This is a genomic window from Stutzerimonas nosocomialis, from assembly GCF_005876855.1.
GTDB classification, from domain to species: domain Bacteria; phylum Pseudomonadota; class Gammaproteobacteria; order Pseudomonadales; family Pseudomonadaceae; genus Stutzerimonas; species Stutzerimonas nosocomialis.
Genome location: NZ_QLAE01000005.1, coordinates 33,980 through 50,373, shown reverse-complemented (window position 1 = coordinate 50,373; position 16,394 = coordinate 33,980). Strand labels below are relative to the sequence as shown.

General features: G+C 64.7%; 15 protein-coding genes and 3 tRNA genes. 3 read left to right on the top strand and 15 right to left on the bottom strand.

What is annotated here, in order from left to right:
* Positions 1–42: 42 nt before the first annotated feature.
* Positions 43–1,485 carry a magnesium transporter gene (mgtE, locus tag DN824_RS04360; RefSeq protein WP_138407119.1) on the bottom strand — a complete coding sequence of 481 codons (1,443 nt, stop codon included), beginning with the start codon at positions 1,483–1,485 and terminating at the stop codon, positions 43–45.
* A 347-nt stretch (positions 1,486–1,832) separates the two neighbouring features.
* Between mgtE and DN824_RS04355 the strand changes: the two genes are divergently transcribed.
* The gene (locus DN824_RS04355) at positions 1,833–2,321 is read left to right on the top strand and encodes a DUF4124 domain-containing protein (protein WP_138407118.1); all 489 of its coding nucleotides are present in this window, start codon (positions 1,833–1,835) and stop codon (positions 2,319–2,321) included.
* A 40-nt stretch (positions 2,322–2,361) separates the two neighbouring features.
* Here the strand turns inward: DN824_RS04355 and DN824_RS04350 are convergent.
* The 11 genes from DN824_RS04350 to rnd form a co-directional block, all read right to left on the bottom strand.
* A tRNA-Arg gene (locus DN824_RS04350) sits at positions 2,362–2,438 on the bottom strand.
* A gap of 72 nt (positions 2,439–2,510) precedes the next feature.
* Positions 2,511–2,587: transfer RNA gene (locus DN824_RS04345), tRNA-Arg, on the bottom strand.
* A gap of 54 nt (positions 2,588–2,641) precedes the next feature.
* Positions 2,642–2,732, bottom strand: a tRNA-Ser gene (locus DN824_RS04340).
* 62 nt (positions 2,733–2,794) lie between these two features.
* Positions 2,795–2,980: a carbon storage regulator CsrA gene (gene csrA / locus DN824_RS04335; protein WP_003283978.1), complete on the bottom strand. Its 186-nt coding sequence runs from the start codon at positions 2,978–2,980 to the stop codon at positions 2,795–2,797.
* Between the two features lie 183 nt (positions 2,981–3,163).
* Positions 3,164–4,399 carry an aspartate kinase gene (locus DN824_RS04330; protein WP_138407117.1) on the bottom strand — a complete coding sequence of 412 codons (1,236 nt, stop codon included), beginning with the start codon at positions 4,397–4,399 and terminating at the stop codon, positions 3,164–3,166.
* 113 nt (positions 4,400–4,512) lie between these two features.
* A complete protein-coding gene (gene alaS / locus DN824_RS04325) occupies positions 4,513–7,137 on the bottom strand; it encodes an alanine--tRNA ligase (RefSeq protein WP_138407116.1) in 2,625 nt (874 codons plus the stop codon).
* Positions 7,138–7,296: 159 nt separating this feature from the next.
* On the bottom strand, positions 7,297–8,322 hold the full coding sequence (gene ltaE, locus DN824_RS04320; protein WP_138407115.1) for a low-specificity L-threonine aldolase: 1,026 nt from the start codon (positions 8,320–8,322) through the stop codon (positions 7,297–7,299).
* Positions 8,323–8,421: 99 nt separating this feature from the next.
* Entirely contained in the window at positions 8,422–9,648 is a 1,227-nt protein-coding gene (locus DN824_RS04315) for a hypothetical protein (protein WP_138407114.1), read from the bottom strand.
* Positions 9,649–9,704: 56 nt separating this feature from the next.
* Entirely contained in the window at positions 9,705–10,154 is a 450-nt protein-coding gene (locus DN824_RS04310; RefSeq protein ID WP_138407113.1) for a YcgN family cysteine cluster protein, read from the bottom strand.
* 80 nt (positions 10,155–10,234) lie between these two features.
* On the bottom strand, positions 10,235–10,528 hold the full coding sequence (locus DN824_RS04305; RefSeq protein WP_138407112.1) for a YcgL domain-containing protein: 294 nt from the start codon (positions 10,526–10,528) through the stop codon (positions 10,235–10,237).
* A complete protein-coding gene (gene rnd / locus DN824_RS04300) occupies positions 10,525–11,649 on the bottom strand; it encodes a ribonuclease D (protein ID WP_138407111.1) in 1,125 nt (374 codons plus the stop codon). The genes DN824_RS04305 and rnd overlap by 4 nt, the downstream gene beginning before the upstream one ends.
* Before the next feature lie 222 nt (positions 11,650–11,871).
* Here rnd and DN824_RS04295 point away from each other — a divergent pair, with 222 nt between their 5' ends.
* Entirely contained in the window at positions 11,872–12,717 is an 846-nt protein-coding gene (locus DN824_RS04295; RefSeq protein ID WP_138407110.1) for a sulfurtransferase, read from the top strand.
* Between the two features lie 216 nt (positions 12,718–12,933).
* Entirely contained in the window at positions 12,934–14,205 is a 1,272-nt protein-coding gene (locus tag DN824_RS04290; protein ID WP_138407109.1) for an OmpP1/FadL family transporter, read from the top strand.
* A 35-nt stretch (positions 14,206–14,240) separates the two neighbouring features.
* Here the strand turns inward: DN824_RS04290 and DN824_RS04285 are convergent, their stop codons facing one another.
* The 3 genes from DN824_RS04285 to DN824_RS04275 all read right to left on the bottom strand — a co-directional run bounded on the left by DN824_RS04285 (position 14,241) and on the right by DN824_RS04275 (position 16,375).
* Entirely contained in the window at positions 14,241–14,786 is a 546-nt protein-coding gene (locus DN824_RS04285) for a glutathione peroxidase (RefSeq protein WP_138407108.1), read from the bottom strand.
* 181 nt (positions 14,787–14,967) lie between these two features.
* Complete coding sequence (locus DN824_RS04280; RefSeq protein ID WP_138407107.1) at positions 14,968–15,522, bottom strand: cysteine hydrolase family protein; 555 nt, start codon at positions 15,520–15,522, stop codon at positions 14,968–14,970.
* Between the two features lie 130 nt (positions 15,523–15,652).
* Positions 15,653–16,375 (bottom strand): adenosylcobinamide-GDP ribazoletransferase, encoded by a 723-nt coding sequence (locus DN824_RS04275; RefSeq protein ID WP_138407106.1) that lies wholly within the window; start codon positions 16,373–16,375, stop codon positions 15,653–15,655.
* Positions 16,376–16,394 lie beyond the last annotated feature (19 nt).

Genomic DNA, 16,394 nt, shown 5'->3' with positions numbered 1-16,394 from the left:
CCTGAGCGAGGCAAACCCGATTGCCGGATCCGCCCGCCCCATTCACAGCAAAAATAGCGTGGCAAGCCCGAGGAAGATGAAAAACCCGCCGCTGTCGGTCATGGCGGTAATCATCACGCTAGCGCCCATCGCGGGATCGCGGCCCAGACGCGCCAGGGTCATGGGAATCAGCACCCCCATCAGCGCCGCCAACAGCAGGTTCAGGGTCATCGCCGCGGTCATCACCACGCCCAGTGACCAGGACCCGTAGAGCGCCTGGGCCACCGCGCCGATCACCCCACCCCAGACCAGGCCGTTGACCAGCGAAACGCCCAGCTCCTTTCGCAGCAGACGTGCCGTGTTACCGATGCTGACCTGCCCCAGCGCCATCGCCCGCACGATCATGGTGATGGTCTGATTGCCGGAGTTGCCGCCAATACCTGCGACGATCGGCATCAGCGCGGCCAGGGCCACCAGTTTCTCGATCGACCCTTCGAACAGGCCGATCACCCGCGAGGCGAGAAAGGCCGTGACCAGGTTGATCGCCAGCCAGGCCCAGCGGTTGCGGACCGACTTCCAGACCGAGGCGAAGATGTCTTCTTCCTCGCGAAGACCGGCCATGCTCAGGACTTCGCTCTCGCTCTCCTCACGGATGAGGTCGACCATCTCGTCGATGGTCAGACGGCCTATCAGCTTGCCGTTCTTGTCCACCACCGGCGAGGAGACGAGGTCGTAGCGCTCGAACGCCTGGGCGGCATCGTAGGCATCCTCGTCGGGGTGAAAGGCCACCGGATCGTTGGCCATGACCTCGGCCACCTGCTTCTCCGGATCGTTGACCAGCAGCCGCTTGATGGGCAGAACGCCCTTGAGCACGCCGTCATAGTCGACCACGAAGAGCTTGTCGGTGTGACCGGGAAGTTCCTTGAGGCGGCGCAGGTAGCGCAGAACGACTTCGAGGCTGACGTCCTCGCGGATGGTGACCATCTCGAAGTCCATCAGCGCGCCGATCTGGTCTTCTTCGTAGGACAACGCCGAGCGAACCCGCTCGCGCTGCTGCGCATCGAGCGTCTCCATCAGCTCGTGGACCACGTCGCGCGGAAGTTCGGGCGCCAGGTCTGCAAGCTCGTCGGCGTCCATTTCCTTGGCCGCGGCGAGCAGCTCCTGATCATCCATGTCGGCGATCAGGGTCTCGCGGACCGCATCGGACACTTCGAGGAGGATGTCGCCGTCGCGCTCGGAGCGCACCAGCTGCCAGATCGTCAGGCGATCTTCGGGCGGCAGTGCTTCGAGGATATGAGCGACGTCTGCCGGGTGCAGTTCGTCCAGCTTGCGCTGCAGCTCGGCAAGGTTCTGCCGGTGTACCAGGCCCTCGACCAGATCCTGGTTATGCCCTTCCTGGCGGTGGGCCAGGTCCTCGACGAGCTTGTGGCGATGCAGCAGTTCGACCACCTGCGCCAGGCGATCCTGAAGGCTTTCCTGCGGCTTTTTGGCTTCTACTTCGGTCATGGCGCACTCCACCCCGGCCGAGGAGCACGCCAGGGATCAATCAGTCGATATCAGATAGGGCAAGCAAAAAGGTCGAGCAACTACTGGGTAAGTCCATGGTGGTATTCCACAAGCCCAACGGGCAGATGGGCGCAATCATAACATCGCAGCCGTTCGGAAGGCCCAGAAAATCCGCTAAATCAGCAGCTTGCACGAGAAATCTGTGCGCCTGCGCAGCATCGTCGCGCAGTGTCTCGAGCACAGGACACGAGGCCGCCCACTTATCGACGCCACCAGCGCGGCACGGGACACGGCACGCTCGACGTTTTTTGTTAGGCTTGGTGCGAGACGTCAAGGAGGACGCCGCTATGAAAACATTGCCCTACCCCGCCCTGTTTCTGATTCTTGCCCTGGCCAGCCCGGCCGCAACCGCCGCCAATGTCTATCGCTGCGTGGATCACGAGGGCCGAGTCACCTTCACTCGCCACGGCTGCGCACAAGACCAGGAAAGCGACACCCAGCGAGCGTTCAACGCCACGCCTGGCAGCGGCAAGCCGGTGCCCATGGCCAAGCCGGCCGCTTCCAGCCGTTCGCCCAGGAAAGACACCGATGCGCTGCTGGTCGTGGGCGGGACGGATGATGGCTGCGGCAATCAGTTGACGAGCCAGGAACGGCGCATTGCGATCCTGCGCAAGCAGGCCAAGGCAGGCATGAGCATGGCCGACGTCGAGAGCGCCCTGGGGAAGCCGACGAAAACCTCGACCAGCAACGGCCTGACGCGTTACAGCTACCGCGACGGCAAGGGAAAGACCCGCTCGGTCAATTTCGACGAAAACGGCTGCGTGCGAAAACGCTAGGCAAAGAAAAAGGGCCTGCATCGCTGCAGGCCCTCTCGTATGGCGCACTCAGGAGGATTCGAACCTCCGACCGCCCGGTTCGTAGCCGGGTACTCTATCCAGCTGAGCTATGAGTGCGTTGGCGCTTGTTAGACCAGTTCACCCCTGGTTAAAACAAATGGCTTGCATCGCTGCAAGCCATTCGAGATATGGCGCACTCAGGAGGATTCGAACCTCCGACCGCCCGGTTCGTAGCCGGGTACTCTATCCAGCTGAGCTATGAGTGCGTCGAGCGTGCGCATTATAGGGAGAAGAAAACAGCGGTCAACCCTTTAATGCAATGGCGGAGAGGGGGGGATTCGAACCCCCGACACCCTTTTGAGGTGTACTCCCTTAGCAGGGGAGCGCCTTCGGCCACTCGGCCACCTCTCCGCAACACGGGGCGCATGATACTCATCTTTACCCCGCTTGCAAAGACAAAATTTATTTAAAAATTAGTGGCTTGGTTCCTGGTCCTTCTCCTTCTGGATCCGTTGGTAAATCTCCTCGCGATGCACTGCCACCTCTTTGGGTGCATTGACGCCAATGCGCACCTGGTTACCCTTCACACCCAGTACAGTGACTGTGACGTCGTCACCCACCATCAGGGTCTCTCCGACCCGGCGAGTCAGAATCAGCATTCCTTTCTCCTTAACGGATTCAGTACAGAAAACAGTCTGCAAATAAAAAACGGACACGGTTCCGTGAAAAACCTTAGCCCTAAGGCATTCACCAGCTATTGACCAGCTTGGTGGAGCCTAAAGTTCCTTCCGTACTGCTCATTTCGACAGAAGGCGCGAGCCAGACCGTCTCTGGCGGCCTGCTTACTCCCCCTTGCCAGCGGGAGCGTCCAGCTCGAACGCCGTATGGAGCGCACGTACTGCCAGTTCCAGATACTTCTCTTCGATCACCACCGAGACCTTGATCTCCGACGTCGAAATCATCTGGATGTTGATGTTTTCCTTGGCCAGCGCTTCGAACATGCGGCTCGCCACACCGGCGTGAGAACGCATGCCGACGCCCACGATGGACACCTTGGCGATATTGGTATCGCCGATCACTTCGCGCGCGCCCATCTCGCTGGCGATGCCCTGCAGCACGTTCAGGGCGTTGTTGTAGTCGTTGCGGTGAACCGTGAAGGTGAAGTCGGTGGTGTTATCGTGCGCCACGTTCTGCACGATCATGTCGACCTCGACGTTGGCCGCGCTGATGGGGCCCAGGATCTTGAAAGCGACGCCGGGCGTATCCGGCACACCACGGATGGTCAGCTTGGCCTCGTCGCGATTGAAGGCGATGCCGGAAATGATTGGCTGTTCCATGGATTCCTCTTCATCAAGTGTAATGAGGGTGCCCGGACCCTCCTGGAAGCTGTGCAATACACGCAGCGGTACGCTGTACTTGCCGGCGAACTCGACGGCACGGATCTGCAGGACCTTGGAGCCCAGGCTGGCCATTTCCAGCATTTCCTCGAAGGTGATCTTGTCCAGGCGCTGCGCCTTGGCCACTACCCGTGGGTCGGTCGTGTAGACGCCGTCGACGTCGGTGTAGATCTGGCATTCGTCAGCCTTCAGCGCGGCGGCCAGGGCAACGCCCGTGGTGTCGGAGCCGCCACGACCCAGGGTGGTGATGTTGCCCTGCTCGTCGACACCCTGGAAACCCGCCACGACCACGACGCGACCGGCCTTCAGGTCGCCCTGGATCTTCTGCGCGTCGATGTGCAGGATCCGCGCCTTGGTAAAGGCGCTGTCGGTGAGGATGCGGACCTGGTTGCCGGTATAGGACACCGCCGGCACGCCGCGCTTGATCAGCGCCATCGCCAGCAGCGCGATGGTCACCTGCTCGCCCGTGGAAACCATCACGTCCAGCTCGCGCGCCACCGGCTGCTCGCTGATCTGCCTGGCCAGATCGATAAGGCGGTTGGTCTCGCCACTCATCGCCGAAACCACGACGACGATGTCATCGCCCTTCTCGCGGAATTTCCTGACCTTCTCGGCCACCTGCTCGATACGCTCCACCGAGCCCACCGACGTGCCACCAAACTTCTGTACGATCAAAGCCATTTCAAAATCGCCCAAGCCCGTCGAGGGCCCCGTTAGTCATTCATCCAAGCCACGGCACCAGCCTGCCGTGGCGGACCGCTCGCTGGCCTTCAGGGCTGGCCAGCGGCCGCCAGTTAAAGACTTTGCTCGACGTAGGCCGAGGCCAGCGCCAGCGCCGCGTCCAGCTTCGCGGGCTCGGTACCACCCCCTTGCGCCATGTCCGGACGACCGCCGCCCTTTCCACCGACCGCCGCGGCGGCCTGCTTCATCAGCTCGCCGGCCTTCAGCTGACCGGCCAGGTCGGCGGTCACGCCGGCCACCAGCACGACCTTGCCGTCGAGCTCGGAGCCGAGCAGGATCAACGCCCGTCCCAGCTTGTTCTTGAGCTGATCGACCAGCGCCAGCAGCACCTTGCCGTCCTGGCCGTCGAGTCGCGCCGCCAGCACCTTGACGCCCTTGATCTCGATCGCCGACCCGGCAAGGTCGTCGCCCGCCGCGCTGGCGGCCTTGGCCTTGAGCTGCTCGAGTTCCTTTTCCAGCTGGCGGTTGCGCTCGAGCACGCCGGACAGCTTATCGAGCAGCGTGTCGCGGCTGCCCTTGACCAGCTGAGCGGCTTCCTTGAGTTGCTCCTCGGCGCTGTTGAGATACGCCAGTGCCGCCGCGCCGGTAACCGCCTCGATACGCCGTACGCCAGCGGCAACGCCACCTTCGCTGGTGATCTTGAACAGGCCGATGTCACCGGTGCGCGACACGTGGGTCCCGCCGCAGAGTTCGACGGAGAAGCCGCCACCCATTGTCAGCACGCGTACCTGGTCGCCATATTTCTCGCCGAACAGCGCCATCGCGCCCTTGGCCTTGGCGGTGTCGATATCGGTTTCCTCGATCTCCACCGCGGTGTTGCGGCGAATCTCTTCGTTGACCCTGTCCTCGAGCGCGCGGATCTGGGCCGGGGTGATCGCCTCGAAGTGACTGAAGTCGAAGCGCAGGCGCTGGCTGTCGACCAGCGAGCCCTTCTGGGCCACGTGCTCGCCGAGGATCTCGCGCAGCGCCGCATGCAGCAGGTGGGTGGCCGAATGGTTCAGCGCAGTGGCCTGGCGGACCGAGTGATCGACGATCGCCTCGACCGTGGAGCCGACTTCCAGGCGTCCGCTGTCCAGCACACCGTGATGCAGGAACGCACCGCCCGCCTTGCTGGTGTCGCGCACGTCGAAGCGCAGACCTTCGGCGCTGAAGAAGCCGCAATCGCCGATCTGGCCACCGGACTCGGCATAGAACGGAGTCTGGTCGAGCACCACGACCCCCTCGTCGCCCGCGCTGAGCGCAGGCACCGCCATGCCCTCCTTGAACAGGGCCAGCACCTTGCCGGTGCCGCGGGTGCCTTCGTAGCCGAGGAAGCGGGTCTCGCCTTCCACCTTCACCAAGCTGTTGTAGTCCATGCCGAAGGCGCTGGCGGCGCGGGCGCGCTCGCGCTGGGCCTCCATCTCACGCTCGAAGCCCTCCTCGTCCAGCGTCAGCTCGCGCTCACGGGCGATGTCGCCGGTGAGGTCCATCGGGAAGCCGTAGGTGTCGTACAGCTTGAAGATCACCGCACCCGGAATGACCGTGCCGCTGAGTTCGGCCAGGTCCTGCTCGAGAATCCTGAGGCCCTGTTCCAGGGTCTTGGCGAACTGCTCTTCCTCGGTCTTGAGCACGCGCTCGATGTGCGCCTGCTGCTGCTTGAGCTCGGGGAAGGCATCGCCCATCTCGGCGACCAGCGCCGCCACGATCTTGTGGAAGAAGCTGCCCCTGGCGCCGAGCTTGTTGCCGTGACGGCAGGCGCGGCGAATGATGCGCCGCAGTACGTAGCCGCGACCTTCGTTGGACGGCAGCACGCCGTCGGCGATGAGGAAGCTGCACGAACGGATGTGGTCGGCCACGACCTTGAGCGAAGGCGCGCCGTCGTTGGCGCAGCCGATGGCTTCGGCCGAAGCGGCCAGCAGGCTCTGGAACAGGTCGATCTCATAGTTGGCGTGAACGTGCTGCAGCACGGCGCTGATGCGCTCCAGGCCCATGCCGGTGTCGACGCTCGGCGCCGGCAGCGGATGCATCACACCGTCGGCGGTGCGATTGAACTGCATGAAGACGTTGTTCCAGATCTCGATGTAGCGGTCGCCATCCTCTTCCGGACTGCCAGGCGGGCCGCCCCAGATGTCCGGACCGTGATCGTAGAAGATCTCGGTGCAGGGACCGCACGGGCCGGTATCGCCCATCGCCCAGAAGTTGTCCGAGGCATAGGGCGCGCCCTTGTTGTCGCCGATGCGCACCATGCGCTCGGCGGGGACGCCGACTTCCTTGGTCCACAGGTCGTAGGCCTCGTCGTCGCTGGCATAGACCGTGACCCAGAGCTTTTCCTTAGGCAGGCCAAGCCATTTTTCCGAGGTCAGGAATTCCCAGGCGTAATGAATGGCGTCGCGCTTGAAGTAGTCGCCGAAGCTGAAGTTGCCCAGCATCTCGAAGAAGGTGTGATGACGGGCGGTATAGCCGACGTTTTCCAGGTCGTTGTGCTTGCCGCCGGCGCGTACGCACTTCTGGCTGCTGACGGCGCGGGTATAGGCGCGCTTCTCGAGCCCGAGGAAGCAGTCCTTGAACTGGTTCATCCCGGCGTTGGTGAACAGCAGTGTCGGGTCGTTCGCCGGGATCAGCGAGCTGGAGGCGACGCGGGTATGTCCCTTCTCTTCGAAGAAGCGGAGGAAGGCTTCACGGATTTCTGCGCTTTTCATAGGTTCTTCCAGAGGACTGCGGCCGGGCGGCTGCTAAACGACACGGCAAGGCAGGCAGCCCGGAACCGTTTCGCAACTATCCAAAGGGACAGCCGGCAAAAGCCCGCATTATATCGGCGTTACGCGCCTGGTATAGGGGATATGTGATATTGAGCCCAGCTATTTGCCGGTGCGGTTCGGCCAGCGTCCGGCGAAGGCGGCAAAGGCTTCGATCACCGCCTCGACATGCTCGTCGAGCACATCGAGGTGGGTCACCAGGCGCAGGCGCGACGCCGCGCTGATCAGGATGCCCCGCTGCGCGCAGAACGCCTTGAACGCGTCGGCCCGGTCATCCATGCGCACGTAGACCATGTTGGTCTGCACCGGCTCGACCTCGTAGCCGAGTTCGGCCAGCGCCGCACCGATACGCGCCGCGCGGGCATGGTCGTCGGCCAGACGCTGCACCTGATGATCCAGGGCGTACAGGCCTGCCGCGGCCAGGACCCCGGCCTGGCGCATGCCACCGCCGACCATCTTGCGCCAGCGCCTGGCCTTGGCGATCAGCGCTTCGCTGCCACAGAGCACGGAACCGACAGGCGCGCCGAGCCCCTTGGACAGGCAGACCGATACCGAGTCGAAGTGCCGGCAGATGTCCTTCGGGTCGCATCCGAGCTTGACCACCGCGTTGAACAGCCGCGCGCCATCGAGATGCAGCGCCAGCCCGCGCGCCCGGGTGAACGCGTGGGCGGCGGCCAGGTAGTCCAGCGGCAGCACCTTGCCGTGCATGGTGTTTTCCAGCGCCAGCAGACGGGTCCGGGCGAAGTGGAAATCGTCGGGCTTGATCACCGAGGCGACGCGTTCCAGGTCCAGGGAGCCGTCGGGCTCCATCTCGATCGGCTGCGGCTGGATAGAGCCGAGCACCGCCGCGCCGCCGCCCTCGTACTTATAGGTGTGCGAGAGCTGGCCGACGATGTACTCGTCGCCGCGCTCGCAATGGGCCATCAGCCCCAGCAGGTTGCTCATCGTCCCGCTGGGCACGAACAATCCGGCCGCCAGACCCAGGCGGGCCGCCAGGGTCTGTTCCAGACGGGTGACGGTCGGATCTTCGCCGTAGACGTCGTCGCCCAGCGGGGCGGCCATCATCGCCTCGCGCATGGCGACGGTGGGCTGGGTGACGGTATCGCTGCGCAGGTCGATGGCGGGCATGGCGGGGCTCCTCATGGCTGGGTCCGCTAGCCTAGCAGGGGCGGCCCGAGGCCCGCGAGCGCCTCGGACGCACCGACCGGAGCCGGTGCGTGGCGGCGATCAACGCAGCAGCTTGGTATCGAGGGTCTTCGAAGCACCGCCCAGCAGGGTCTCGGTGATTTCGATGAAGTCCTGGGTGCTGACCCGGTCCAGGCGCATCAGCCCGCGGCTGATGTCGTCCAGGGAGTGATTGCCCTTGGTCCGGTTGCGGATCTCGCGATCCAGGTCCTGCAGCAGGATGACGGCGCGGGCCGTGACCTTGCCGGTGGAGTCCTCGGTGCGCAGGCTGTCCACCGAGCGACTCCACTTGATCAGCCGCTCGCGCAGCTGCAGGTAGCGCGGTTCGGTCATGCCACCGGCGCGCCGCACGAGTTCGATGGCGTAATACTCGGCCAGGCCTTCGGTGATCCAGTCGCTGCGATCGGTATCGCGGATCCGGCTGAAGACGTGGACCAGCTCGTGCACCAGCGAACTGGTGCCGTTCTCGCTCACCAGGGGCCGGTCGGCATGCATGTACAGCGAATTGGCCGCCGACAGCCCGCCGCGCCACATCGGGTCTCCGGCGCTGACCACCAGCACTTTGGCCGGGTCACGCAGGAACACGTTCTGCACCTGCGGCCAGACGAAGGTGAGCAGGGTCAGCATGTCCATCCGCCGCACGCCCTCGCCTACCGGTGCGGCAATGGTCACCTGGGTCTCGCCCAGCTTGACCCGCCGCGTCCCGAGTTGCCCGGCCAGCATCCAGCCCGTAGGGCGGTCGAACAGGCGCGAGGGATTGTCGATGCGGAAGCGATTCTTGCCGATGCGCGGCCAGCCGGTCTCGACGCTCTTCCAGCCCTCGGGCAGCTCGAAGGTCAGGCGGGACACCAGATCGATGCCGTCGACGTTGTCCAGATTGGCCGCCGGAACCAGGTTGTCACCCCGAAACAGCGCCCATTTGTCGGTCATGCGCGCGTCGTAGCGCCCGTCCTTGCGCTCGCGGCTGATCTTCACCCGGTAGGCCAGCCGGGCCTTGCCCGGGGCCGGACGCCAGGTGCCGCGACCAGGCGTCTCCTGAATCCATTCGCCGTCCGCCTCGAAGTCGCTGTAGGCCTCGCGCTGGCCCAGGTTGAAGTCGAAGCCCCGCACCGCGGCGCCATCGGCCAGGATGATCTGCACCTCGGCCTGGTCCTGCTCGGGCAGCAGCCGCACGTGATAATCGAGATCGACACGCCGGGCGGCGTGGCTCAGCGTACTGAGCAGCGTCAGTACCAGGAGAATGCCAACGGAAAGCGAACGCACAGCCATCACGGGCTCCATGAAGAAAATGGATGCATGCTTGGACGGTGGCCGATGCGCTTGATTCAACCGGCCCGAAAAATCAGGTGATCTTCCCAGTCTTCCTCGGCGACGCTGCCTTCGGCGAGCATGCGTCCGGCCTGGGAAATGCGCTCGGCATGTACGGCATCGGGATCACCGCAGACCAGATGATGCCAGAGCGGCAGGTCCTTGCCCTCGGCGACCAGCCGGTAACCGCAGGTCGGCGGCAACCAGCGATACTGGCTCGCATCGTCCGCGGTCAACTGGATGCAATCGGGGACGCTGGCCCGGCGGTTCGGGTAGTCGCTGCACCGGCAGGTATCGAGATCCAGCAGCTTGCAGGCGATGCGCGTGTAGTAGACGCTGCCGTCGTCTTCGTCCTCGAGTTTCTGCAGGCAGCACAGGCCACAGCCATCGCAGAGCGACTCCCACTCGTCCCGGTCCATCTCGGACAGGGTCTTGCGCTTCCAGAAGGGTTCGACTTTGGCGGCCATGGCAGAACAGAACATCGAAAAAGGGGCACGCAGTCTAGTCGCTGTCCGGCGGCGCTCCAAGCGAACGCCGCCAGGCGGCGTCAGAGCGGGTCGTTCAGGCGCAGCAGTTCTTCGGGCAGATGCTCGATGTATTCCTCCTCCGGAGGCGGCATCTGCAGATGGAAGCCCTGGCTCTCCAGGTTGGCCAGGACCTTGGCGATGTCCTCCCGGGCGAGCTTGCGCTCGGGCGTGAGCACCATCTCGAAGGCCAGCTGTGGCGCACCGAACGCCGCCAGCAAGGCTTCCGGCACGCGGGCCAGGGCCTCGCGCTTGTCCACGTAGAGGTACATGCCGCTCTTGCGCGGGCTCTTGTAGATCGAACAGATACGTTTCATGCCGAGGTCTCCAGTGCATCGAGCAGGGCCTGGCCCATCTTCTCGCGTCGCCAGCCTTTGAGCGAGTCGGGCAGACGGTAGGGACCGTTGGGAAAGCCGCTCTTGAGCAGGCTTTCGAGAACCTTCTTGCGCAGCATCAGCTCCGGCGCGATGCCGAGTCGCTCGGCCTCGCGCTGGCCTACGGCGCGCAGTTTCTTCAACGCCGAGGAGGCTTCCAGCGGCAAGGGTTCGGGGAGCGCTTCGGGCCACTGCGACGCAGGCGTCGCCGCGGCCTCGCGAATCAGCGCCAGCAGGGTCTCGCCATCCTGACGGATGGTTCGCGGATGCATGTCGTCGATACGCGCCAGGGCGGTCAGGTCCGTCGGCTGATAGCGCGCCAGCGGCCAGAGGCTGTGTTCGCGCAGGATGCGATTGCGGGGCTGGTTGCGCTCGCGCGCCTGACGCTCGCGCCAGGCGGTCAGGGCACGCAGCACGGCCAGCTGCTGGCGATTCAGGCGCCAGCCCAGCTTGGCCTCCCGGTAGAGCTCGTCGGGATCGACCTCGCGCTGCAGGTTGGCGACCAGCTCGGCGCCGTCTTCCAGGACCCAGGCGCGTTTGTCGTCCGGCAGTTTCGCCAGCAACGCCTCGTAGAGTTCGGCCAGGTGCTGCGCATCCTCGGCGGCGTAGCGCACCTGCATCTCGCTCAACGGGCGCTGCAGCCAGTCCGAACGGGTCTCGCCCTTGGGCAGCTCGAGGCCGAGCACGCTCTGCACCAGCCGCGAATAGCCCATCGAGAAACCGATGTTGAGGTAGCCGGCGGCCAGCTGGGTATCGAACAAGGGAGCCGGCAGGCTGCCGGTCAGGCGCAGCAGCACCTCGAGATCCTCGCTGCAGGCGTGCAGCACCTTGACCACCGAGGTGTCTTCGAGCAATTGCGCGAACGGCGTCCAGTCGCTGATGGTCAGCGGATCGATCAGGTAGGCGCACCGACCGTCGCCGACCTGCACCAGGCCGGCGATGGGATAGAAGGTGTCGACCCGCATGAATTCGGTATCGACCGCCACATAGGGCAAGGCGCGCCATTCGGCGGACAGACTGGCCAGGTGCGCATCCTCGCGTACCCATCGAACTTCATTGGCCACACGGCCTCCTCTTCGGCTGAAGATCGGCGCGCGGCCGAACGAACCCGGAAGTATATATCGAGCGGAACGATCAACGGGGCATTGATGCCGGCCTGACCATTGCAGCCATGCGTCCCGCTGCCAGGCGCGAGCGCATCGGCGCGCATCGCCTGGGCCGGCGCGACCTTGCCCGGCTCGCGCCCGGGCTTATGATGGCAGCCCCGTCCGCCGGAGATGAGTGCCATGCCCCTTGCCCAACTGATGACGCCCGATCGGCTCGCCGAGCGCCTGGACCAGCCGGGTCTGGTCGTCCTCGATTGCCGCTTCGCCCTGGACGACCCCGACTACGGCCGCCGCAGCCACGCCCAGGGACATATTCCGGGAGCCGTTTTCGCCGACCTCGAGCAGGACCTTTCCGCGCCCGTGAAGCCGGGCATCACCGGACGCCATCCGCTGCCGGACCCGCACGCGCTGCAGGCCACGCTGCGCCGCTGGGGCATCGATCAGGGCAGCCAGATCGTCTTCTACGACGACGGTCCCGGCGCCTTTGCCGCTCGCGCCTGGTGGTTGCTGCTCTGGCTCGGCAAGCGTGACGGGCTGTACCTGCTGGACGGTGGTTTCAAGGCCTGGTGCGAAGCCGGCCTGCCCGTGGATGCACAAACACCCGAATCCGGCGCCGGGCAATTCACCGGCCGTCCCGATCCCGACCTGCTGATCGACGCCGACACCCTCGCGCGGCGCCTCGACGACCAGCAACTGGCCCTGCTCGACGCGCGCGCCCTGCCACGCTACCTGGGCGAGGTCGAGCCGATAGACCCGGTGGCCGGACACATCCCCGGCGCATCCTGCATGCCGTTCACCGACAACCTGGACGCGAACGGCCGGTTCCTGCCGCCGGAGCGACTTCGCCAGCGTTTCGAGGCGGTACTGGCCGACAAACCCGCGCAACAGACGGTCGTGTATTGCGGATCGGGCGTGACTGCCTGTCATAATGCGTTCGCCATCAGCCTTGCCGGCCTTGGCCTGCCCCGGCTCTATGCGGGGTCCTGGAGCGAATGGATCACCAATCCCCAGCGACCGATTGCATGACCGGAACGAATCGAACGCGCTCGTCGCCCGAGCGCCGGTTTGATTGAGGTTTAGTGGCCGAACGGTCACGAACCGCCCGAGCAGTTTCTGCTCGAAAGACTCTAAAATTGCGCACGTTTCGGCTTCGTCAGCCCTTTTTCGGCGATGAGTCGGCTCAAGCGCAAGGACCACGAACGCCACGGGGTCCAGCCCGCATTCCTACAGGAGTAGTACCAAATGAAAAAAACAACATGGTTCAAAACCACCCTCGCGCTTGCCATCGGAGCCTTGTCCGGGCAGGCGCTGGCAGCGGGTTTTGCGCTGAACGAGCAAAGCATCAGCAGCATGGGTACTTCGTTCGCCGGACGCTCCTCGTCCGCCGACGACGCCACGACCCTGTTCGGCAACCCGGCCGGCATGTCGCGCCTCAAGCGCGAGGAAGTCAGCTTCGGCATGGCGGCGATTCATGCCAAGACCGATATCAAGAACACCAGCGGTCTGCCCGGCAATGGCTCCAACGACGGCGATATGGTCCCATTCACTGCCGTCCCGATGGGCTACTACGTCAGGCCGATCGACGACAAGTGGGCTCTGGGCGTAGGTGTCTACGTACCGTTCGGCATGATCACCGACTATGAGGGCGGCTTCGAAGGCCGCTACTTCGGCGACTACAGCGAAGTACGCGTTATCACCGTACAGCCGACGGTAAGTTATCGCTTCAACGAGCAACTGTCGGTTGGTTTCGGCCCGACCATCAACCGTATCGATGGCGAATTGCAGAGCGCGACCCTCAACCAGACCACTCCAGGGCTGAACGATGGCCGGGTGAAGGTCAAGGGCGACGATACGGCCCTGGGTTTCAATCTCGGCGTACTGTACGAGTTCACCCCGCATACCCGGATGGGCGTGACCTACCATTCGAAAGTGGAATACAAACTAGAAGGCGACACGAGGATTACCGGCGTGGGCTTCGGCCAACTCTCCGGCACCAAGTATGATGCCTCGCTGGATGTGACCACTCCCGAATCAGTGGATATCTCGCTGACCCACGAGTTGAACGACGACTGGACGCTTTATGCCGGGGCGATGTGGACTCGCTGGAGCCGCTTCGAAGCCATCGTGATCGAGAACGAGGGGATGTCGGCAGCACTGCCAAGCAGCCTGCACACCATCATCGAAGAGCAGGATTGGCATGACACCTGGTCCTACGCAGTCGGCGCAGCCTACAAGCTGAACCGCGAATGGACGCTGCGGACCGGCCTGGCGTTCGATCAGAGCCCGACCAACAACGTCCACCGTTCGCCGCGCATTCCGAGCGGTGACCGTACGGCCGTTAGCTTTGGCCTGGCCTGGAACCCCACCGACGACGTGACGGTCGACCTGGCCTACTCGTATCTCTGGGAAGAAGACACCAAGGTTCGCCGCGAAAGCCCGACGCGCGGTGTTTACAACGCTACCTACGAGAACAGCGCCCACGGCTTTGGCGCTGCATTGAGCTACCGCTTCTGATGCAAAAAAGCCCCGGTCCGCCGGGGCTTTTTCTTTCAGGGCCGCAATGCCCTTTCGACCGCGGCGAGAAGCTCGGGGTCATCGGGCTTCACCTTGCTGGGGAAATACGCGACCACCTTGCCGTGGCGGTCGACCACGTATTTGTAGAAATTCCAGCGCGGCGCCTGTCCGGCCTGCTCGGCCAGCCCGCGGAACAGCGGCGTCGCATCGCTGCCGCGCACCGGCTGGGTCGCAGCCATGGCGAAGGTCACGCCATAGTTGACGTAGCAGACCTTGGCCGTCTCCTCCGGATCGTCGGACTCCTGGAAGAAATCGTCCGACGGCACGCCCAATACCTCCAGACCTTGTCCCTTGTAGCGCTGGTAAAGCGCCTCGAGCCCCTCGAATTGCGGCGCGAAACCGCAATGACTCGCGGTATTCACCACCACCAGCGCCTTGCCCGCGAAACGCTCGCACAGATCCAGCGTCTCCTTCGAACGCAGGGCCGGCAGCTCATGCTGCAGCATCGCGGGGCAACTTTCGGCATAGGCCGGGGAACCGGCGATGGCCCAGAGTGCAACGGCAAGCAGGACGGCTTTCATGGATTTTCCCTCGACTCGGATGATGGCCACGCTACGCCGCCAGAACTGAAACGACAATGGCAACACAGGCTGCAGGCCCCCAGGAGGCCTGCGGAAACCTCGGTGCAGTAATCGCCGATCAGGCCAATCCTCACATCGTTCATGGTTCGCATCCCTGTCGCCTGTCGTGGGGGTGAATCGCTCAGCGCAGCGCCAGTGCCTCGCGCGTGTCGAGGATCTGTGCGTACTCGCCGCCCAGGTTGGCCAGCGACATCGCGTGGACGTCCTCGGCGGTGCGACGCACGCCGGAGTAGTCGGTCTTTGCGAAGGCGAAGGTGGCGTCGCTGACCACCTGGGTGCGGAAGCCCAGGTTTCCGGCGCTTCGGGCGGTCGATTCCACCGAGTTGCTGGTGCTGACGCCGACGATCACCAGCGCCTCGATGTCGCGCACCCGCAGCCAGCGTTCGAGCCCGCTGTGGGTGAAGGCGTCGGGGACGTTCTTGTCGACCACGTGTTCATGCGCAAGGGGCACCAGCTCATCCTGGAATTCGGCGCCGGGCTGCCCCGGCCAGAACAGGCTCTGCGGTGAACGCGACAGGTGCCGCACGTGCACGACCCAGCGCTCGGCGCGGCGCCAGGCGTGCAGCAGATCGGCGATGTTGCGTTCGGCCAGCGGATTGTTGCGCGGACCCGCGGCCACCTGCTGCATGGCTTTCTGCATGTCGATGATCAACAGCGCAGGGGCATGGCGGGACATGGGTCGACTCACGAACGGCGATAGATGCAGCGAACGCTAGCGCAGGCGGGGCGTTCAGCCAAGCGGCCGTTCGAAGGCGGCCCGCGTCGCAGCGGATCAGGCGGAAACGTCGTCCTGCCGGCCAGCGCCGTCAGCCAAGCGCCAGACTCACCAGCAGGGCGCATTCGAGCAGCTCCAGCAGCGCGCCGGCGGTATCGCCGGTGGTGCCACCGAGGCGCGCCATCATCCAGTGCCGCAGCAGGATGAACAGCACGATACCGACCAGCAGCGGCCACCCGCCGCCAAGCGCCAGGGCGAACAGCGCGACGGCCACCAGCACCGCCTTGGCAGGTCCTTTGGGCAGGTGTTCGGCCAGCGCCTGCCCGAGCCCACCGGCCCGCACGTATGGGGTGCTGAGAAAGAGCGCGAGCAGCGCGCTTCTGCCGAGTACCGGTACCAGCAGCAGCGCCGCCCACTGCTGTTGCTCGATCAGGGTGACCAGCGCGGCGAACTTGAGCAGCAGCGTCAGGACCAGCACGACCACGGCCGCGGGACCGCTGCGCGGATCCTTCATGATCGCCAGGGTGCGCTCGCGATCGCCGAAGCCGCCGAGCCAGGCATCGGCGGCGTCGGCGAGGCCGTCCAGATGCAGCGCGCCGGTCAGCGCCACCCACACCGCGAGCAGCAGCGCGGCCTGCAGCAAGGCGGGCGCACCGTCGAGCATCGCGGCGGCGAAGACCAGCAGAGCGCCAAGCAGCGCGCCGACCAGCGGGTAGTACAACAACGAGCGGCCCATGGCGTCCGCTGTCGGCATGCCGGACAGGCGAACCGGCAGGCAGGTGAGGAACTGCACCGCGATCAGCAACGCCTGCATGGGATGCCCTCGGTCGATC